We start from the raw sequence: 15,978 nt of genomic DNA, 5'->3' as shown, positions 1-15,978 counted from the left end.
CGGCCAATTCGGGCCGCACTTCACCTAATTGTTGAAAAGATGGCTTGGAACTTAGGCAAGATTTTGGCGCAAAAGAACCAATTGTAGGGAAATGGGCGACGATGCCGCCCATTTCTTATGGATTATTCATCACTGCCGCCAGCATCATCGCGCTGGATGTAGCTTTCCCTCGTGGCGCTTTCGACGTATTCGCGGTACACGATTTCGGCGTATTTGCCATCCAGAACCAGCGGATTGCGATCCAAAAAGCCCGACACTTCGGTGACCGTGCGCCTGTTGCGGCGATCTCGGTTCGGAGTGTCGATCAGAGGCCGCGTTTTCCCGAAGGAAACGACAGCTTCCAAACGCGACCGCGAGATCCCTTGCTGCGTCAGGAATGCAACGGCTGCGTTTGCACGACGTTGCCCAAGCGACTGGTTATACCCGGTTGAGCCAACGGCATCGGTATGGCCGTAAACGCGGAACCGTGCTTCGGGGAACTGCTTGATCCATGCCGCTTGCCGCAACAAGATCCGCTGCGCCTGAGCGTCCAGCTGAGAACTGTTAAACGCAAAATTGATCTGCGTTGGCACTTCTGCGGCAAACCGCTGGCCCAGGATTTGTGCGTATGTCAGCTCACCGTTCATGACCTGAACGTTGTTTAGAGTTGCGTTGCCAAAGGCGCCTTGGTCAGCTTCGTACCCCGCTTCACGTGTACACGCGGCAACGGCGACCGACAGACCCAGTGTTATGATCCACTTTTGCATTGGTCCTATCCTCTCAATCATTCCAGGATGTAGCCGTATGAGCTGCCAAAGTCCTGTTTGGCGACTTCAGACGCAGCACCCGAACCAACGCGTGTGGTTCGCGCCGTTCTTCCGTTCAAGAACAGGTCAAACTCGCTAGGCGGTTTGACGCGGTCTGTCGGAAGGGCCAAGGCTTCACCACGGGTGGGTGATACCAGATGGGCTGTGACGATGATAACCAGTTCAGATTGCTGACGCTGGTATTCCGCGCTGCGGAACAAAGAACCCAGTACAGGAATGTCGCCGACCCATGGGATTTGGCTGTTCAGGTCTGCGAAGTTGTCCTGAATCAACCCTGCAATCGCAAAGCTCTCTCCGTCTCGCAATTCAACTGTCGTCTTTGTTTGACGCGAGATAAAGGTAGGCACGTTGTTGCCTGCAATTGAGAAGTTGGAGTTCGGGTCAATAGTTGAGACCGATGTTCCTAACTCAAGGTTAATCAGATCACCATCCACCACGCGAGGGGTAAAGAGAACTTGCACACCGAAGTTCCGATATTCGATTGCAATGTTGCCGTCATCCGCAGGAACAGGAATCGGGACTTGGCCACCCGCCAGGAATTCAGCTTCCTGACCTGACAGGGCTGACAGGTTGGGCTCTGCAAGAGTACGGGCGAGCCCTTTGGTTTCGAGCGCCTCCAACAACAAGCGTACCTGCGTTGAACCGGCACCAAAGCCAAACAGGATGGCACCTGTATTTGTCTGCTGGAAGGGAATTCTGTCGGCGAGGGCGTTCGCCAAAGCGCCTGCACTGTTCAGGGTGTTGAAGCCGCCCGTAGCGTCACCGCCGCCAAAGCCCAACGATGCAGTCAGACTTTTCGCAACCGACCGATTCATTTCGGCAAAGCGAACTTTCAGCATAACCTGTTGAACGCCGCCAACAGACATCAGGTTCGAAACCCGCTCGGGCGCGTAACGTTCTGCAAGCTCCAGGGCACGGGCCAATTTGGCCGAGCTGGAAATCGTGCCAGAAAGAACGATGCCGTCGTTGGCAGTGCGCACTTCGATTGGCTCACCCGGTAGAATCTGCCGCAATCTCTCTTTGAATTCAGACACATCCGGCGAAACACGGACCCGAACATTGGCCAGCAGGTTGCCAGCCCCATCGAACAAAGTCAGCGTGGTCAGGCCAGGTGCCTTACCCAAAACATAGATGGTACGATCAGAAAGCGACGAAATGTCAGCGATGCCTGCGTTGGCAATGCTGAGTTCCGCAAAAGGTGTTTCGCTTTCAACGACGATTGCGCGGTTCATCGGAACGTCCAGCGTTTCCGCCGTACCGTTCTTAACCACGCGAAGTGTTTCAGCCTGGACAGCAGTGCTGGCCGAACTGATAACTAACGCCAACCCCAGAAGGGTTGCGTTGAACCAAGATTTTATTTTCATGTGACCTGCCTCTCCGATCACGCCTCGTTTTAGGTCTAATGCCTTATGTGCGGTAACACTGCGCGAATTACGATTTTATTGCAATAATCAATGGTTTCTGGAATTTTCCTTATGTGGGTAATGCGCAACATTCGAAACGAAACAAGCCGCGCTGATGGCGCGGCTTGTGGCTTTAACGTTTTGATTTCGCGCTAGTTTGTGCAGGGCGTTATTATTCCGGTATCGACGATTTCGCCGCCACGACGCGCCTTAACCGTGCAAATCTGTTTCTCGACTTTGACGGGTGCGGGCGCTGCTTCTTCGATTCCCAAGAGTTTTCTTTGGTCCACTTCAATCGCAGTCGCAATAGTCTCATCTTGTGCACCGACCAGCGCCAGTGACAACCGCCCGGTGTTCTGTGCCTGGGCGAGAGCGGCGACCTGTTCCGGGGTAATAGCGACAGTAACCGTCCTGGCAATAGTTGTGCCGGTCACGTCCGATCCTGCGGTCTGATCAATTGCGATAAGTTCGATGTTGGTCTGGATTAGACGTGTGATCTCTCCCTCGCCGCCAGTACCTCTTAGGGATCCGGTCCAGTAAACGTCGACGTTATCGCCTGGGCGTAAAAAGCCAGATACACCAGATGCAACATCTACACTGATTGCGAAGGCGCGCATGCCTTTCTCAAGACGAGACGTAAGGCCGGCCGACTCACCGGGTTGGGTAACTTTGACTTCCAAAAGGGCTTCGTCTTTTTCGATTGTACGAAGGATAAACCGCTCGCCCCTCCCATCCGTGGGAAACAAAACGGCCATATCCGAAAAAGTCCCTTCGGGAATCGCGTCCTCAGGCCACTGCACGATGCGTACATCTTCCGGCGCAAGACGCTCCCCATACTTCATGGCCCGGTTAACGACCGTGACAGGGACTGTTGGAATGCTCTTAACATTTGCGAGCGCGTTTTGAGTCGCCAATCTTTCCCGTTCAAGTTCCGCTTGGGTTTGACTGATGTAGTCCCTTGCCAAGTAGACAGCCCCACCGGCCAAAGCGACCCCAACAATCAGGACAAGTCCAAATACTAGCCGCATTCGCGTCCCCTCTTAGTTATTCGATTTAGTTAGTTCGTCAAAGATTTACGACGAAGATCAACACTGATCTAAAGGGAGATTGTGTCGAAAAGGGGGACAATATTTGAAAATTTTCGCGTCCAATAATTTTTTTTGGACATTTAAGCAATTGCGAGTTCACGAATCCGGTGCGTCGAAACGCACGGAAATTTCGTCAGCGACATCGATCCCACTCAGGGCTGCACCTGATCTGGCATCCAGGTCTCGGACTGGTTGATGAAAAACAACGAAAACACCGGCGGCAATTCCCACGATTGCGGCTGTCAAAACCACCCAGTCAACCGTCACGGCCCCGTCTTCACGTTTGCAGAATAGGATCGTTCTTTTGAACATATCGTTTCCAATGCTGGGCCATGAAAAATTACGGGGCCGAGTCAAACAACCCAGCCCCGAGAAAAATAGTCACAAAGACTAAGCGCTTAGATTAAGGCGTGGTCGGCGGAGTGACAGGGATCGATGAAGCGGTTTTGGTCGCCGCGTCGGACAGAGTCGCACCTACTTTGTTCGAAACAGCCTGAGTGCCGGTACCGATTTGGGTATAGGCGACCGATGCCAGGCCAACGATTGCTGCGGTCAGAACGACCCAGTCTACTGTTACGGCGCCGTCTTCGTCTTTGCGGAAGTTCTTGATGAACTTGATCATGTTACGTCCCTCCTAAAGGATCTAAAAAGTCTATTAAACCTCGGCGTCTATCAGAGCTTCCTCTCTCAGTCCGCTCCCGATCGTCTCGGTATGGCACTATGATTGACCGCTATGCGTGGCAGGAATTGGGCCAAACACCATTTTTTTTTGATGAAGTTTAACTTTTTGGTAGTTATTTTGGTAAGTAATTGAAAAAAAACAATAAAAAACTTCACTACGCAAAGGTTGTCTAGACGGCCAGATGCAAATTTGCGGCAAATGAGGCGAATTTGCCCCATTTCACGTTGTTTTTCTGGCTTTACGGGCAGATTCGAGGTTCAAATCAACCAAAAGAAAAACATGAGGCAGGCAAATGAATCTCCGGCTCGCAATGACTTGCGCTGGTTTGACGGCGTTGATGCTGTCTGGCCCTGTGCCAGTCGTGGCAAACGAGGTTGAACCAAGAGGTGTCTACAAACGGATCAAGGCCCCCAAGCCCGGCACACTACCGCGCGTCACGGTTCAGATCACGCCCGATGAGCATGCGAAGACCCCGTCTGCCCCTAGTACGGGGGTAGAATTGGTCGAACCTGAAATCATCGCGCGCACGCGTGTCGTACCGCCAACTCTTCCCGGTGCGAGCAAAAAACCGGTTGGTTCGTACAAGGCTTTCTGGGAAAGGGTGTCGCCGTCCTTGGCCGAGGCCGGGTCCGGACGACTGCACGATGCCATGAATGCGCTGGCTGCGATCAATGTCGCGGCACCCCGTTTACAGACCCTGCAAAACATCGCCCAACAGCGCCGCGTGGATATTCTGCGCTCGACCGTTGGAACAAATGTCTCACCGGCATTGGTTCTGGCGGTCATTTCCGTTGAGTCCGCTGGGCGCACTGACGCTGTAAGCTCGGCCGGGGCACAGGGGTTGATGCAATTGATGCCTGCAACCGCCAAACGGTTTGGAGTTCAGGACAGTACCCAGCCGTCGCAAAACATCGCGGGCGGTGTGAAGTACCTGAACTGGCTGATGGAAGAATTCGGTAACGACCCGATCCTTGTCCTTGCGGGGTATAACGCCGGGGAAGGGGCCGTTCGTAAGCACGAGGGCGTCCCGCCGTACGCAGAGACCCGTGATTACGTACCCAAGGTTCTTGCAGCGTTTCAGGTGGCGCGGGCGTTGTGTTCGACACCGCCCCAACTGATTACGGATGGGTGTGTATTCCAATCGCTGAATTGAAAACGGCCCACCTGGATCTGGTGGGCCTTTTCATTGATGGGAATCAGTTGACGATGTTGGCCTCGGTCGCGGCGCGGATTTCGTCCTCGGTCACGCCTTCGGCGATCTCAATGATCTTCAGGCCGCCATCAACCACGTCCAGAACGCCAAGGTTGGTGATAATGCGGTTCACCACCTTCTTGCCGGTCAGTGGCAGGGTGCACTTCTTCAGCAGCTTGGACTTACCGTGCTTGTTGGTGTGATCCATCACGACGATCACGCGACGAACACCTGCAACCAGGTCCATCGCGCCGCCCATGCCCTTTACCAGCACGCCCGGAATCATCCAGTTGGCCAGATCGCCTTCTTCATCGACTTCCATCGCGCCCAGAACGGCAGCCGCAATCTTGCCGCCGCGGATCATGGCAAACGATGTGGCACTGTCGAAATAGGCAGTACGGGACAGTTCAGTGATCGTCTGCTTGCCAGCGTTGATCAGATCCGGGTCTTCTTCGCCTTCAAAGGGGAAGGGGCCCATGCCTAGCATACCGTTCTCGGATTGCAGGGTGATGTCCTTGTCGCCCACGTAGTTTGCCACCAGCGTCGGAATGCCGATGCCGAGGTTTACATACATGCCGTCTTCCAGCTCTTGCGCCGCACGTGCGGCCATCTGATTACGATCCCAGGGCATTATGCTTCCTCCTTCTTACGGGTGGTGCGTTGTTCGATGCGCTTTTCATGCTGACCCTGAATGATGCGATTCACGTAGATGCCGGGCAGGTGGATCGCGTCCGGGTCCAGCGAGCCGCGGGGAACGATCTCTTCGACTTCGGCAATGCAGATCTTGCCACAGGTCGCTGCAGGGACGTTAAAGTTGCGCGCCGTTTTGCGGAAGATCAGGTTGCCGGTGTCATCGGCCTTCCAGGCTTTGACGATGGCCAGATCGGCAAAGATGCCTTCTTCCAGAATGTACGTCTCGCCGTTGAAGTCTTTGTGCTCTTTACCATCGGCGATCACGGTGCCCACACCGGTCTTGGTATAGAAGCCGGGAATGCCTGCACCACCAGCGCGCATGCGTTCGGCAAGGGTTCCTTGCGGGTTGAATTCCAGCTCCAGCTCTCCTGCTAGGTACTGACGCATGAACTCGGCGTTTTCACCGACGTAAGAACTGATCATCTTTTTGACCTGCTTGGTCTGCAGCAGGATGCCGATACCGAAATCGTCAACGCCTGCGTTGTTCGAGGCAAACGTCAGATCTTGAGCGCCCGAGTTCTTGATCGCCTCAAGCAGCAATTCGGGAATACCGCACAGGCCGAAACCGCCCGCCGCGATCATCATGCCGTCCGAAATCACTCCATCGAGTGCTTCGGTGGCATTGGCATAGACTTTCTTCATGGAAAACTCCCCCAATGACATGGTGATGGCGCAGGTTGTGCCGCCACGTCACGGGGAAGTCAATGAAACCAAGGGGTAGGTGGTATTTCTACCTAACCCCCTGTCAGGTGGCGGCCTTTTTGGTTGTTTTTTTGGCCGCAGCTTTCTTCTTGGGGGCCGCTTTTTTCTTGGTGCCCTTTTTGGCTGCGCGTTCGTTGACCAGTTCGATGGCCATTTCCTGTGTCACGTCCTCGGGCTTGATGTCTTTGGGAATGGTCGCGTTGACCTTTTCCCATTTCACGTATGGCCCATAGCGCCCATCCAGCACCTGCATCGCTCCGCCATCGGGATGCTCGCCCAATTCCTTCAACGCTTTGGCCGCTGCGCGACGGCCCCGTCCGGGGTTGGCGCGCTTTTCGGCCAGCATCTCGACCGCTCGGTTCATGCCGATCTCGAACACGTCGTTGGGGTCTTTGAGATTGGCGTAGACCGGCTTGGCCTCATCGGCCAACTGATGCATCAGATAGGGACCAAACCGCCCAAAATTCGAGCTGATCATGCCACCCTCTGGGTGTTCGCCAATCTGGCGGGGCAGGGACAACAGCGTCAGCGCCTTGTCCAGATCCATGTCATCCTTGCTCCAGCCACGCGGTAGTGAGGCGCGCGGTGGTTTTTTGTTCTCGGGCGTCGGTTCGCCGCGCTGAACATAGGGGCCAAAGCGGCCGGATTTCAGCCAGATATCATCCCCTGCATCTTCGCCCAGAAGACGTTCCTCGCCTTCAGCGCCTTCGCCGGCGATGGGGCGGGTATAGGTGCATTCAGGATAGTTTCCACACCCAACGAACCCGCCGGTGCGCGACGTCTTCAGGTGCAACTGACCCATTCCACATTTCGGACAGACACGCGGGTCCGAGCCGTCTTCACGCGGCGGATAAAGCTGCGGCGCCAGGGCTTCGTCGAGTTTGTCCAGAACCTCGGAGATCCGCAATTCGGACGTCTCGCCGATAGCAGCCGAGAAATCGCGCCAGAACTTGCTCAGCAACTCCTTGTAGTCACGCCCACCGGCGCTGACGTCGTCCAATTGTTCTTCCAGATTGGCGGTGAACTCATACCCCACGTACTGCCGGAAGAAGTTCAGCAGGAAGATCGTAACGATCCGGCCCTTCTCCTCTGGGATCAGCCGGTTCTTGTCTTTGCGCACATATTCCCGGTCCTGAATCGTGGTCACGATCGAGGCATAGGTCGACGGTCGCCCGATCCCCAGCTCTTCCATCCGCTTGACCAGCGTAGCCTCGGTGTAGCGCGGCGGCGGTTGCGTGTGGTGCTGCAGGGCAAGTACAGATTCGTTCTCGGACAGAATGGCCTCTTTCGCGGCCTTTTCAGTGCCTTCGCTGGTCGCTTTGGTGAACTGATCGCGCAGGGATGTTTTGGCAAACCGAGCTGGATCGCCCTGCATGATTTGCGGCAGGCGCTTTTCATCATCATCGGCCACGTCGTCGCGGCCTTCTTCATAAACGCGCATGAACCCGTCGAACAGAACAACCTGACCGGTGGCGCGCAGGCCGACCTGGCCGTCATCGCTGCCAATCTCGACCGTAGTGCGCTCCAGCCGGGCCGCAGCCATCTGGCAGGCAATGGTACGTTTCCAGATCAGGTCATAAAGTTTGCGCTGATCCTCATCTGTGACCTTTAGGGCCTTGGTATCGCGGGACATATCCGTCGGGCGGATACATTCGTGCGCTTCCTGGGCGTTCTTGGCCTTGTTTTTATAGATACGCGGGCTGTCCGGCACGTATTCTGCACCGTAACGGTCTGCGATGGTATCGCGGGTGGCCGCCACGGCCTCGGGCGCCATGTCGATGCCATCGGTCCGCATATATGTGATGTAGCCCGCCTCGTAGAGGCGTTGAGCAACCTGCATCGCGTGACGCGCGCCCATTCCGAACTTGCGGCTTGCTTCCTGCTGCAAGGTAGAGGTCATGAAGGGTGCACTGGGGTTACGCGCGGCAGGCTTGGCCTCGACCGAAGTAACGCTCAGCGCGCGGCTGGTGATGGCCTGCACCGCCAGTTCGGCCTGCGTGGCGTTGGCCAGATCATGTTTGTCCAGTTTTTTACCGGCCAGCGTGACCAGGCGCGCCTCGTAAGTCTGGCCGCGCGGTGTTTCGAACACTGCCTTCACAGACCAATATTCGACTGGTTTGAACGCTTCGATCTCCATCTCGCGTTCGACGATCAGGCGCAGACAGACTGACTGAACGCGACCGGCAGACTTGGCGCCGGGCAATTTGCGCCACAGAACCGGGGACAAGTTGAAACCCACCAGATAATCCAGCGCGCGGCGGGCCAGATAGGCCTCGACCAACGGCATGTCGACCTGACGCGGGTTCTGCATCGCCTCGGTCACCGCATCCTTGGTGATCGCGTTGAAGGTCACGCGGCTGACAGGCGTGTCTTTCTTGATCGAGCGGCGCTTGGTCAGGGCTTCTTGAAGGTGCCAACTGATGGCCTCACCCTCACGATCAGGGTCAGTCGCGAGAATCAGAGCGTTGTCTTCTTTCAGCGCATCGGCGATGGCTTTGACATGTTTGCGGCTGTCGTTGCCAACCTCCCATTTCATCTCAAATTCATGCTCGGTATCGACGGATCCGTCCTTGGGCGGCAGGTCCCGGACATGGCCATACGAGGCTAGCACCGTGTAGTCGGGGCCAAGATATTTGTTAATTGTTTTGGCCTTGGCTGGGGATTCTACAACAACTACAGGCATTTAAGGGAAAACCTCGCTCGACGGAATTGGCGCCTTCTATGATCGTGCAAGATGTGGAGGGCAAGGGCGAATTGTCAATGCGTTCCTTTGAACACAGGAATTATGTGGTAATTTCAACCACGTAACCTGTGCATAAAAAGGACTTGGGCAGAAACCAGGCCTCAGCGATGAAGGTTATGCTGACAGCGACAGGAGGCCGCCGGGCTGGCGCTGGATCTGTCCCTCGAGTTCCAGATCAATCAATGCGGGTCCGATTTCTCCGGCCGTTGCGGCAATGTCGCGGATCAACTGATCTTCGGCAATCGGCGAGGGGCCCAATCGCGACAGGATTTCACGATGCAGTGCGGTACCTGCGATCACCGGTTTGGCTACAACGTCGGGCACGGCGGGCCCCTCGACCTGACTGGTAGGTGCCCGTTTCGGTAGCGCCTCAATGACGTCTTCGGCGGCTCGCACCAATATCGCGCCGTCCCGGATCAGCATGTTGCACCCGGCAGCGCGTGCATCGAAAGGGTGCCCGGGTACGGCCAGAACCTCGCGCCCCTGATCCAAGGCGTCCCGCGCAGTAATCAGACTGCCGGATTTTGCGGCAGCTTCGACGACAACAACCGCCTGCGCCAGACCTGAGATAATCCTGTTTCTGCGCGGGAAGTGCCGGGCCTGCGGTGTGACGCCCATAGGCTGTTCAGAGACACGCAACCCGGTTTGGCCAATCTTTTCCGCCAAAACAGTGTTTTCGGTGGGATAGACGACATCCACGCCGCCCGCCATCACAGCGACGGTGCCCGTTTCAAGCGCGGCCATATGGGCCGCTGTATCAATACCGCGTGCCAGGCCGGACACAACGACATAGCCTTGCTTGCCGAGATCTGTGGCAAGCCCCCGCGCCATCCGCGCCCCCAGGGACGAACAATTCCGCGCACCGACCAGTGCAATCGACCGGCGCTGCAGCAGAGAGCTATCTCCAATCGCCCAAAGCATTGGCGGGGCGTCGGATAGATCGTTCAAGGCATCTGGATAATCGGCGGAGCCAAGGCACAAAAGGTGCGCGTTCGCGGCTTTTGCGGCCTTGAGTTCCGCCTCAATCACGCCGGGGGGGCAAACTTCGTACCCATCAATTCCGGCAGCGCGTGCCATCTCCGGCAGCGCGGCCAGCGCATTCTGCGCCGAGCCATGTTCCCGCAGCAACCGACGAAACGTCGCCGGACCAACCTTGCGAGAGCGCAACAGACGAAGCCAGGAAAACCGATCCTCTTCCGTGGTGGGTGGGAGTGTGGGGTGATAGGAAGAATGCTGCTCTTCGGTCATCCGATGCTCCGCCTGATTGCAGAACTGGTTTACGATTGCTGGGGTTAACAGCTTGTGAATCTCTTCAAATTATCCGGATAATTTTCGGCGTTTATCACTTAGAGTTATTTAGCGCGTTGAAATGTATGAAATAAACACAACGGCCTTCAACGCGGGCGCCTGACAGGATGTTAAGGCGCCGGCGGGTTGAAAGCGCAGCGTTAACCCTGCGCTCTCGATTTCCCGCCAAGCGATTCCCGGCTATGCGGCCGATCCGCCGACTGTCAGGCCATCCATCAGAACGGTAGGCTGGCCAACGCCGACCGGTACCCACTGGCCGTCTTTGCCACAGGTTCCCATGCCCGGATCCAGCGCCATGTCGTTGCCCAACCCCCGAATGCGTTTAAGGGCGGATGGACCGTCGCCGATCAGGGTCGCGCCTTTGACGGGTGCCCCGATCTTACCGTTTTCAACGCGGTACGCCTCGGTGCACGAGAACACGAATTTGCCGTTGGTGATATCCACCTGACCGCCGCCGAAACCAACCGCCCAGATTCCGTCCTGGATGTCCGCAACCAAAGAGGCCGGATCAGCCTCACCACCCAGCATCACAGTGTTCGTCATCCGCGGCATGGGTTTGTGCGCATAGCTTTGCCGCCGCCCGTTTCCGGTGGGGGCCACGCCCATCAGGCGCGCGTTTTGGCGATCCTGCATATAGCCGGTCAGGACGCCATCTTCGATCAAAACTGTCCTTGAACTGGGTGTGCCTTCGTCATCCAAAGAGATCGAGCCGCGACGATCCGGGATTGTGCCGTCATCAACAACGGTCACGCCTTTGGATGCGATCTGCTGTCCCATCAAACCGGCAAAGGCCGAGCTTCCCTTGCGGTTAAAATCCCCCTCCAAACCGTGTCCGATTGCCTCGTGCAAAAGGATGCCTGGCCAACCGGGGCCAAGCGCGACCTCCATCACGCCGGCAGGGGCCGGGATCGCGTCGAGATTGACCAAGGCGATCCGCAACGCCTCGCGCGCTTTGTCCTGCCAATCCGACGGATCGATCAGGCCGTCTAGCCCGACGCGCCCGCCACCCCCGGCCGAGCCACTTTCGCGGCGACCGTTCTGTTCGACGATGACCGAGATATTGAGGCGGGTCATTGGCCGCACGTCTCGCATCAGTACGCCGTCCGGGCGCAAAATCTCGACCTCTTGCACGGCTGCGGCGATTGTCGCACTGACCTGCACGACGCGGGGATCCATGTCACGGGCATAGGCGTCGATCTCGCGCAGCGTTTCGATCTTGACCGGGAAATCAGCGGATTCAATCGGGTCTTCGTCCGTATAAAGGCGGGTATTGGTGGGACGGGGACCGTCGGCGAGCGTGCCGCCGCCGTCGCCAACCGCCAGGCGCGCGGTCTCGGCTGCCCGCTTCAGCGCCGGAATTGAGACGTCGGTGGAATGCGCATACCCGGCAACCTCGCCCTGTACGGCCCGCAGGCCAAACCCTTCGGATGCGTCATAAGATGCTGTCTTCAAGCGCCCGTCATCAAAGACCAAAGCCTCGGATTTCCGCCGCTCGACAAACAGCTCTCCGTCTTCCGCCCCAACGGTGGCAGATTGCAAAACGGCAAGTGCATCGTCCTGCGGAATAGCGCTATCAAAAGGGCGAAACGGGTCGTTGGACATCTGTTGGGACCTTCCGAGTTTGATCCAGATCAAAAATAGCGTCTGTTTGACGCAAGCATTTTGCTTTATCTACCCGACGGAATATGGTTTTTAACGCGGCCAAAGACAACGGGAGAGGTGCGACTGATTCACACCTTTTCGCCAGAGAAGCAAAGATCAGACGATCAGGACAGAAAATGAAGAATGCTTTGATGCTTTCGGGGTTGATGACAGCCCTCTCCAGCCTTCCCGCAATGGCTCAGGAGCTTGAGATTATTGGTAAGCCGGTTGATGGCGGCCTTGGGTTCCAGCCCGCGGCGACCAGCCTGGCCTCGGGAATTCAGCGGCTGGATGATATGATTCTGGTGATCATCACCGCGATCTGCCTGTTTGTTGCGGGTTTGCTGATCTACTGCATCATTCGGTACAATTCGCGTAACAACCCTGAACCGGCGCGATTCTCGCACTACACCCCGGTTGAGATTGCCTGGACCCTTGGCCCGATCCTGATTCTGGTCTTCATCGGTGCCTTCTCGCTACCAGTTCTGTTCAATCAGCAGGAAATCCCCGAAGGCGACATCACCATCAAAGTCGTTGGGAACCAGTGGTACTGGACCTACGAATACGTTGATCACGATTTCGCCTTTGACAGCTATCTGCTGGGCCACCCGGCCACATTGGACGAAGGCGCACGCCCGGCCGATGCGGACGTGACCCCGTTTGTTCTGAACGACGCGATGCGTGCCAAGCTGGCGGATGCGGGCTACAGCGATGACGAATGGCTGCTGGCTACCGATACCGCCGTTGTGGTCCCGATTGGCAAGATCATTGTGATGCAGGTTACCGCATCAGACGTGATCCATTCGTGGACCATCCCGTCCTTCGGCGTAAAACAGGACGGTGTTCCTGGACGTCTGGCCGAACTGTGGTTCGAGGCCGAAAAGGAAGGCATCTATTTCGGTCAGTGTTCCGAACTGTGCGGCAAGGACCACGCTTACATGCCGATCACCGTCAAAGTGGTCAGCGAAGAGGCGTATGAGCAGTGGCTGCAAGGCGCACTGGAAGAGTATGCAGGTCAGCCCGCAGCCTATCAGGTTGCATCCAAGTGATGACCCGCGCGGGCTGAAAACTCGCGCCAAAAGTAATGCAGGCTGCGCGGTATCCGCGCGGCTTTCGCCCCAGAAGGACCGGAAATGAGCGACGCAAGCATCAATGCCAGCACAGTAAGCGCCCAATCCCACGCGGATGAGGCCAGCTTTGGCGATTTCTTTGCCTTGCTGAAGCCGCGCGTGATGTCGCTGGTCGTGTTCACCGCTTTGGTCGGCCTTCTTGCGGCACCGGTCCCTGTTCATCCATTCGTGGGCTTCTGCGCCATCCTGTTCATCGCCATTGGCGGCGGCGCATCCGGTGCTTTGAACATGTGGTGGGACGCCGATATCGACCGCGTTATGAAGCGGACCAAAGGCCGCCCGATCCCGTCTGGCAAAGTCCAGGAGGGTGAGGCGATGGCAATCGGGCTGGCCCTGTCGGGGCTGTCCGTTATTATGCTGGGTCTGGCAACCAACTGGTTTGCTGGCGCTTTCCTAGCTTTCACGATCTTTTTCTACGTTGTCGTCTATACGATGTGGCTGAAACGCTCGACGCCGCAGAACATCGTGATCGGCGGCGCGGCAGGGGCATTTCCGCCGGTCATCGGCTGGGTTGCCGCAACGGGGTCTATGTCCATCGAGCCGTGGCTGATGTTTGCCCTGACCTTCATGTGGACCCCACCGCATTTCTGGGCGCTGGCGCTGTTCATGCGCTCGGATTACGACGATGCGGGTGTTCCGATGCTGACCGTCACACATGGTCGTCGCGCGACGCGCTGGCACATTCTGGTATATACCGGGCTGCTGGCCATGCTGGCTGTTGGAACCGCATTCTCGGGCATTGGCGGTCCGATCTACCTGACCGTCGCTGTGGTGTTGAACGCGCTGTTCCTGCGCGGTGCCTGGCAGATTTCGCGCCGCAACGAGGATGATTCCGAGGCCGACAATTTCAAGGTCGAACGCGCGTTCTTCAAGCTGTCGTTGCTGTACCTGTTCCTGCATTTCGGTGCTATCTTGGTCGAAGCACTGCTGAAACCCTATGGGTTAGGAGGTTGGTCATGAGCCTGCGCAAGAGCCACGAACTTCACCAACGCCGGTTCAGCCGTAACCTTGGGGTCGGCCTGACGCTGGCCGCCTTTATCGTGATCATATTTGGTCTGACGGTCGTAAAGGTTTCAGGAACAGATTTCAGCTTGGCGACGCAAGAGGTACAGAACTGATGGCTCTGTCAGGGACGCAGAAAACTGTTGCGCAGACAGTTGGCGTGGTTGTCCTAATGGGCAGTCTGGCGTGGGCATCAGTCCCGTTTTACGATTGGTTCTGCCGCGTCACCGGTTTTGGTGGCACCACCGGTGTGGCCGCGACTGCGCCCGAGGATATTCTGGATCGCAAGGTTACCATCCGCTTTGACGCTTCGAAGGCGAAAGACATGGCATGGGAATTCAAGCCAGTCGTGCGCGAGATGGAAGTGCGCATTGGTGAAACCGGGCTGGCCTTTTACGAAGCCTACAACCCGACCGACCGCCCCATTGCCGGGCAGGCGTCCTACAACGTGACACCGTATTCGGCCGGCGGGTACTTTCAGAAAATCGCCTGTTTCTGCTTTGAAGAGCAGGTGCTGCAACCGGGTGAACGTGTTGAGATGCCGGTCACCTTTTTCGTCGACCCTGAAATGGTCGAGGATCTTGAAGCTAAGTATGTTCATACGATTACGCTGTCGTATACATTCTACGAAATTGACCTGCCCGAGGGCGTTGCCGCCCTTGAGACGCAGGCTGATATTACAACGAACTAACGCCTGTAGGTGAGGGACGCTGATGGCACACGCAAAAAACCATGATTATCACATTCTGGCCCCGTCGATCTGGCCTCTGATCGGCGCGATCGGCGGCTTTGTGATGCTGTTCGGAGCCGTCCTGTGGATGCACGGGGTTACCTCGTGGATGTTCTGGGCCGGCCTGGTGGCCGTTCTTTACACCATGTTCGCATGGTGGTCCGAGGTTGTGGTCGAGAGCCGCCAGGGCGATCACACACCGGTTGTCCGCATCGGCCTGCGCTATGGCTTCATCCTGTTCGTTATGTCCGAGGTGATGTTCTTCTTTGCCTGGTTCTGGTCGTTCTTCAAACATCGCATGTACCCGATGTACGACTATGCCGGTACCGAATATATCCAGCCTGACATTCATGCGGTTGACCCGTTCCACCTGCCGCTGATCAACACTCTGGTCCTGCTGCTGTCGGGCTGCGCAATCACCTGGGCGCACCACGCGCTGGTGCATGGCAATGACCGCAAGGCGCTGGTGCAGGGGTTGGCCATCGGTATAGCTCTGGGCGTCGCATTCACAGGTCTGCAGGCCTTTGAATACTATGAGCTGCTGGCGCATGAAGGCTGGAAATTCGGCGGTGATCAGTTCTATTCGAACTTCTTCATGGCAACCGGCTTTCATGGTTTCCACGTTCTTATCGGTACCATCTTCTTGTCAGTGTGCTTAATCCGGGCGCTCAAGGGTGACTTCACACCTGAGAAACACGTCGGGTTTGAGGCGGCTGCCTGGTACTGGCACTTCGTTGACGTTGTCTGGCTGTTCCTGTTCTTCGCAGTATACATCTGGGGCCAGGCGCCGTTGATGTAGCGCCAGACGGGCGAACAAATTGCAAAAGCCGCCCTTTTGGGGCGGCTTTTTCTCTATTC

Annotated in this window: 16 protein-coding genes; 6 read left to right on the top strand and 10 right to left on the bottom strand. The window is 56.8% G+C overall.

The genetic code is table 11. From position 1 onward, the window contains the following. Window positions 1–122: 122 nt before the first annotated feature. The 5 genes from AC2FJC_RS18280 to AC2FJC_RS18260 form a co-directional block, all read right to left on the bottom strand. Window positions 123–746, bottom strand: a complete 624-nt coding sequence (locus AC2FJC_RS18280; protein WP_496740606.1) for an OmpA family protein — start codon at window positions 744–746, stop codon at window positions 123–125. Window positions 747–763: 17 nt separating this feature from the next. Next, window positions 764–2,170: a type II and III secretion system protein family protein gene (locus AC2FJC_RS18275; RefSeq protein ID WP_496725983.1), complete on the bottom strand. Its 1,407-nt coding sequence runs from the start codon at window positions 2,168–2,170 to the stop codon at window positions 764–766. A 191-nt stretch (window positions 2,171–2,361) separates the two neighbouring features. Then, the gene (cpaB, locus tag AC2FJC_RS18270) at window positions 2,362–3,237 is read right to left on the bottom strand and encodes a Flp pilus assembly protein CpaB (protein ID WP_496740604.1); all 876 of its coding nucleotides are present in this window, start codon (window positions 3,235–3,237) and stop codon (window positions 2,362–2,364) included. 156 nt (window positions 3,238–3,393) lie between these two features. Further along, window positions 3,394–3,609 (bottom strand): hypothetical protein, encoded by a 216-nt coding sequence (locus tag AC2FJC_RS18265; protein WP_496725985.1) that lies wholly within the window; start codon window positions 3,607–3,609, stop codon window positions 3,394–3,396. A 91-nt stretch (window positions 3,610–3,700) separates the two neighbouring features. Then, window positions 3,701–3,919 (bottom strand): Flp family type IVb pilin, encoded by a 219-nt coding sequence (locus tag AC2FJC_RS18260; RefSeq protein WP_496725986.1) that lies wholly within the window; start codon window positions 3,917–3,919, stop codon window positions 3,701–3,703. A gap of 352 nt (window positions 3,920–4,271) precedes the next feature. Here AC2FJC_RS18260 and AC2FJC_RS18255 point away from each other — a divergent pair, with 352 nt between their 5' ends. Beyond that, the gene (locus AC2FJC_RS18255) at window positions 4,272–5,132 is read left to right on the top strand and encodes a lytic transglycosylase domain-containing protein (RefSeq protein WP_496740602.1); all 861 of its coding nucleotides are present in this window, start codon (window positions 4,272–4,274) and stop codon (window positions 5,130–5,132) included. A gap of 43 nt (window positions 5,133–5,175) precedes the next feature. Here the strand turns inward: AC2FJC_RS18255 and AC2FJC_RS18250 are convergent, their stop codons facing one another. The 5 genes from AC2FJC_RS18250 to tldD form a co-directional block, all read right to left on the bottom strand. Beyond that, window positions 5,176–5,802 (bottom strand): CoA transferase subunit B, encoded by a 627-nt coding sequence (locus tag AC2FJC_RS18250; RefSeq protein ID WP_058276937.1) that lies wholly within the window; start codon window positions 5,800–5,802, stop codon window positions 5,176–5,178. Further along, window positions 5,802–6,506 (bottom strand): CoA transferase subunit A, encoded by a 705-nt coding sequence (locus AC2FJC_RS18245; protein WP_496740600.1) that lies wholly within the window; start codon window positions 6,504–6,506, stop codon window positions 5,802–5,804. Before AC2FJC_RS18245 ends, AC2FJC_RS18250 begins: the two co-directional genes overlap by 1 nt. Before the next feature lie 103 nt (window positions 6,507–6,609). Then, entirely contained in the window at window positions 6,610–9,249 is a 2,640-nt protein-coding gene (gene topA / locus AC2FJC_RS18240; protein ID WP_496740598.1) for a type I DNA topoisomerase, read from the bottom strand. A 174-nt stretch (window positions 9,250–9,423) separates the two neighbouring features. Beyond that, window positions 9,424–10,557, bottom strand: a complete 1,134-nt coding sequence (gene dprA / locus AC2FJC_RS18235; RefSeq protein WP_496740596.1) for a DNA-processing protein DprA — start codon at window positions 10,555–10,557, stop codon at window positions 9,424–9,426. A gap of 240 nt (window positions 10,558–10,797) precedes the next feature. Further along, window positions 10,798–12,219: a metalloprotease TldD gene (tldD, locus tag AC2FJC_RS18230; protein WP_496740594.1), complete on the bottom strand. Its 1,422-nt coding sequence runs from the start codon at window positions 12,217–12,219 to the stop codon at window positions 10,798–10,800. 176 nt (window positions 12,220–12,395) lie between these two features. Here tldD and coxB point away from each other — a divergent pair, with 176 nt between their 5' ends. The 5 genes from coxB (at window position 12,396) to AC2FJC_RS18205 (ending at window position 15,919) form a co-directional block, all read left to right on the top strand. Next, window positions 12,396–13,307: a cytochrome c oxidase subunit II gene (gene coxB, locus AC2FJC_RS18225; protein WP_496740592.1), complete on the top strand. Its 912-nt coding sequence runs from the start codon at window positions 12,396–12,398 to the stop codon at window positions 13,305–13,307. An 84-nt stretch (window positions 13,308–13,391) separates the two neighbouring features. Further along, window positions 13,392–14,348: a heme o synthase gene (cyoE, locus tag AC2FJC_RS18220; protein ID WP_058272269.1), complete on the top strand. Its 957-nt coding sequence runs from the start codon at window positions 13,392–13,394 to the stop codon at window positions 14,346–14,348. Further along, complete coding sequence (locus tag AC2FJC_RS18215) at window positions 14,345–14,506, top strand: cytochrome c oxidase system small membrane protein (RefSeq protein WP_170561014.1); 162 nt, start codon at window positions 14,345–14,347, stop codon at window positions 14,504–14,506. Before cyoE ends, AC2FJC_RS18215 begins: the two co-directional genes overlap by 4 nt. Then, window positions 14,506–15,081: a cytochrome c oxidase assembly protein gene (locus AC2FJC_RS18210; protein WP_496740590.1), complete on the top strand. Its 576-nt coding sequence runs from the start codon at window positions 14,506–14,508 to the stop codon at window positions 15,079–15,081. The genes AC2FJC_RS18215 and AC2FJC_RS18210 overlap by 1 nt, the downstream gene beginning before the upstream one ends. Before the next feature lie 22 nt (window positions 15,082–15,103). Continuing rightward, window positions 15,104–15,919 carry a cytochrome c oxidase subunit 3 gene (locus AC2FJC_RS18205; RefSeq protein ID WP_058272267.1) on the top strand — a complete coding sequence of 272 codons (816 nt, stop codon included), beginning with the start codon at window positions 15,104–15,106 and terminating at the stop codon, window positions 15,917–15,919. The last annotated feature ends 59 nt before the right edge of the window (window positions 15,920–15,978 follow it).

Source organism: Ruegeria sp. CDSB117, from assembly GCF_059611005.1.
Note: the sequence above shows the minus strand (reverse complement) of the source record. Positions and strands in the feature narration are given on the sequence as shown.

Coding starts and splice junctions, on each gene's coding strand:
- AC2FJC_RS18280 (WP_496740606.1), bottom strand. CDS start 746: ATGCAAAAGTGGATCATAACACTGGGTCTGTCGGTCGCCGTTGCCGCG.
- AC2FJC_RS18275 (WP_496725983.1), bottom strand. CDS start 2,170: ATGAAAATAAAATCTTGGTTCAACGCAACCCTTCTGGGGTTGGCGTTA.
- cpaB (WP_496740604.1), bottom strand. CDS start 3,237: ATGCGGCTAGTATTTGGACTTGTCCTGATTGTTGGGGTCGCTTTGGCC.
- AC2FJC_RS18265 (WP_496725985.1), bottom strand. CDS start 3,609: ATGTTCAAAAGAACGATCCTATTCTGCAAACGTGAAGACGGGGCCGTG.
- AC2FJC_RS18260 (WP_496725986.1), bottom strand. CDS start 3,919: ATGATCAAGTTCATCAAGAACTTCCGCAAAGACGAAGACGGCGCCGTA.
- AC2FJC_RS18255 (WP_496740602.1), top strand. CDS start 4,272: ATGAATCTCCGGCTCGCAATGACTTGCGCTGGTTTGACGGCGTTGATG.
- AC2FJC_RS18250 (WP_058276937.1), bottom strand. CDS start 5,802: ATGCCCTGGGATCGTAATCAGATGGCCGCACGTGCGGCGCAAGAGCTG.
- AC2FJC_RS18245 (WP_496740600.1), bottom strand. CDS start 6,506: ATGAAGAAAGTCTATGCCAATGCCACCGAAGCACTCGATGGAGTGATT.
- topA (WP_496740598.1), bottom strand. CDS start 9,249: ATGCCTGTAGTTGTTGTAGAATCCCCAGCCAAGGCCAAAACAATTAAC.
- dprA (WP_496740596.1), bottom strand. CDS start 10,557: ATGACCGAAGAGCAGCATTCTTCCTATCACCCCACACTCCCACCCACC.
- tldD (WP_496740594.1), bottom strand. CDS start 12,219: ATGTCCAACGACCCGTTTCGCCCTTTTGATAGCGCTATTCCGCAGGAC.
- coxB (WP_496740592.1), top strand. CDS start 12,396: ATGAAGAATGCTTTGATGCTTTCGGGGTTGATGACAGCCCTCTCCAGC.
- cyoE (WP_058272269.1), top strand. CDS start 13,392: ATGAGCGACGCAAGCATCAATGCCAGCACAGTAAGCGCCCAATCCCAC.
- AC2FJC_RS18215 (WP_170561014.1), top strand. CDS start 14,345: ATGAGCCTGCGCAAGAGCCACGAACTTCACCAACGCCGGTTCAGCCGT.
- AC2FJC_RS18210 (WP_496740590.1), top strand. CDS start 14,506: ATGGCTCTGTCAGGGACGCAGAAAACTGTTGCGCAGACAGTTGGCGTG.
- AC2FJC_RS18205 (WP_058272267.1), top strand. CDS start 15,104: ATGGCACACGCAAAAAACCATGATTATCACATTCTGGCCCCGTCGATC.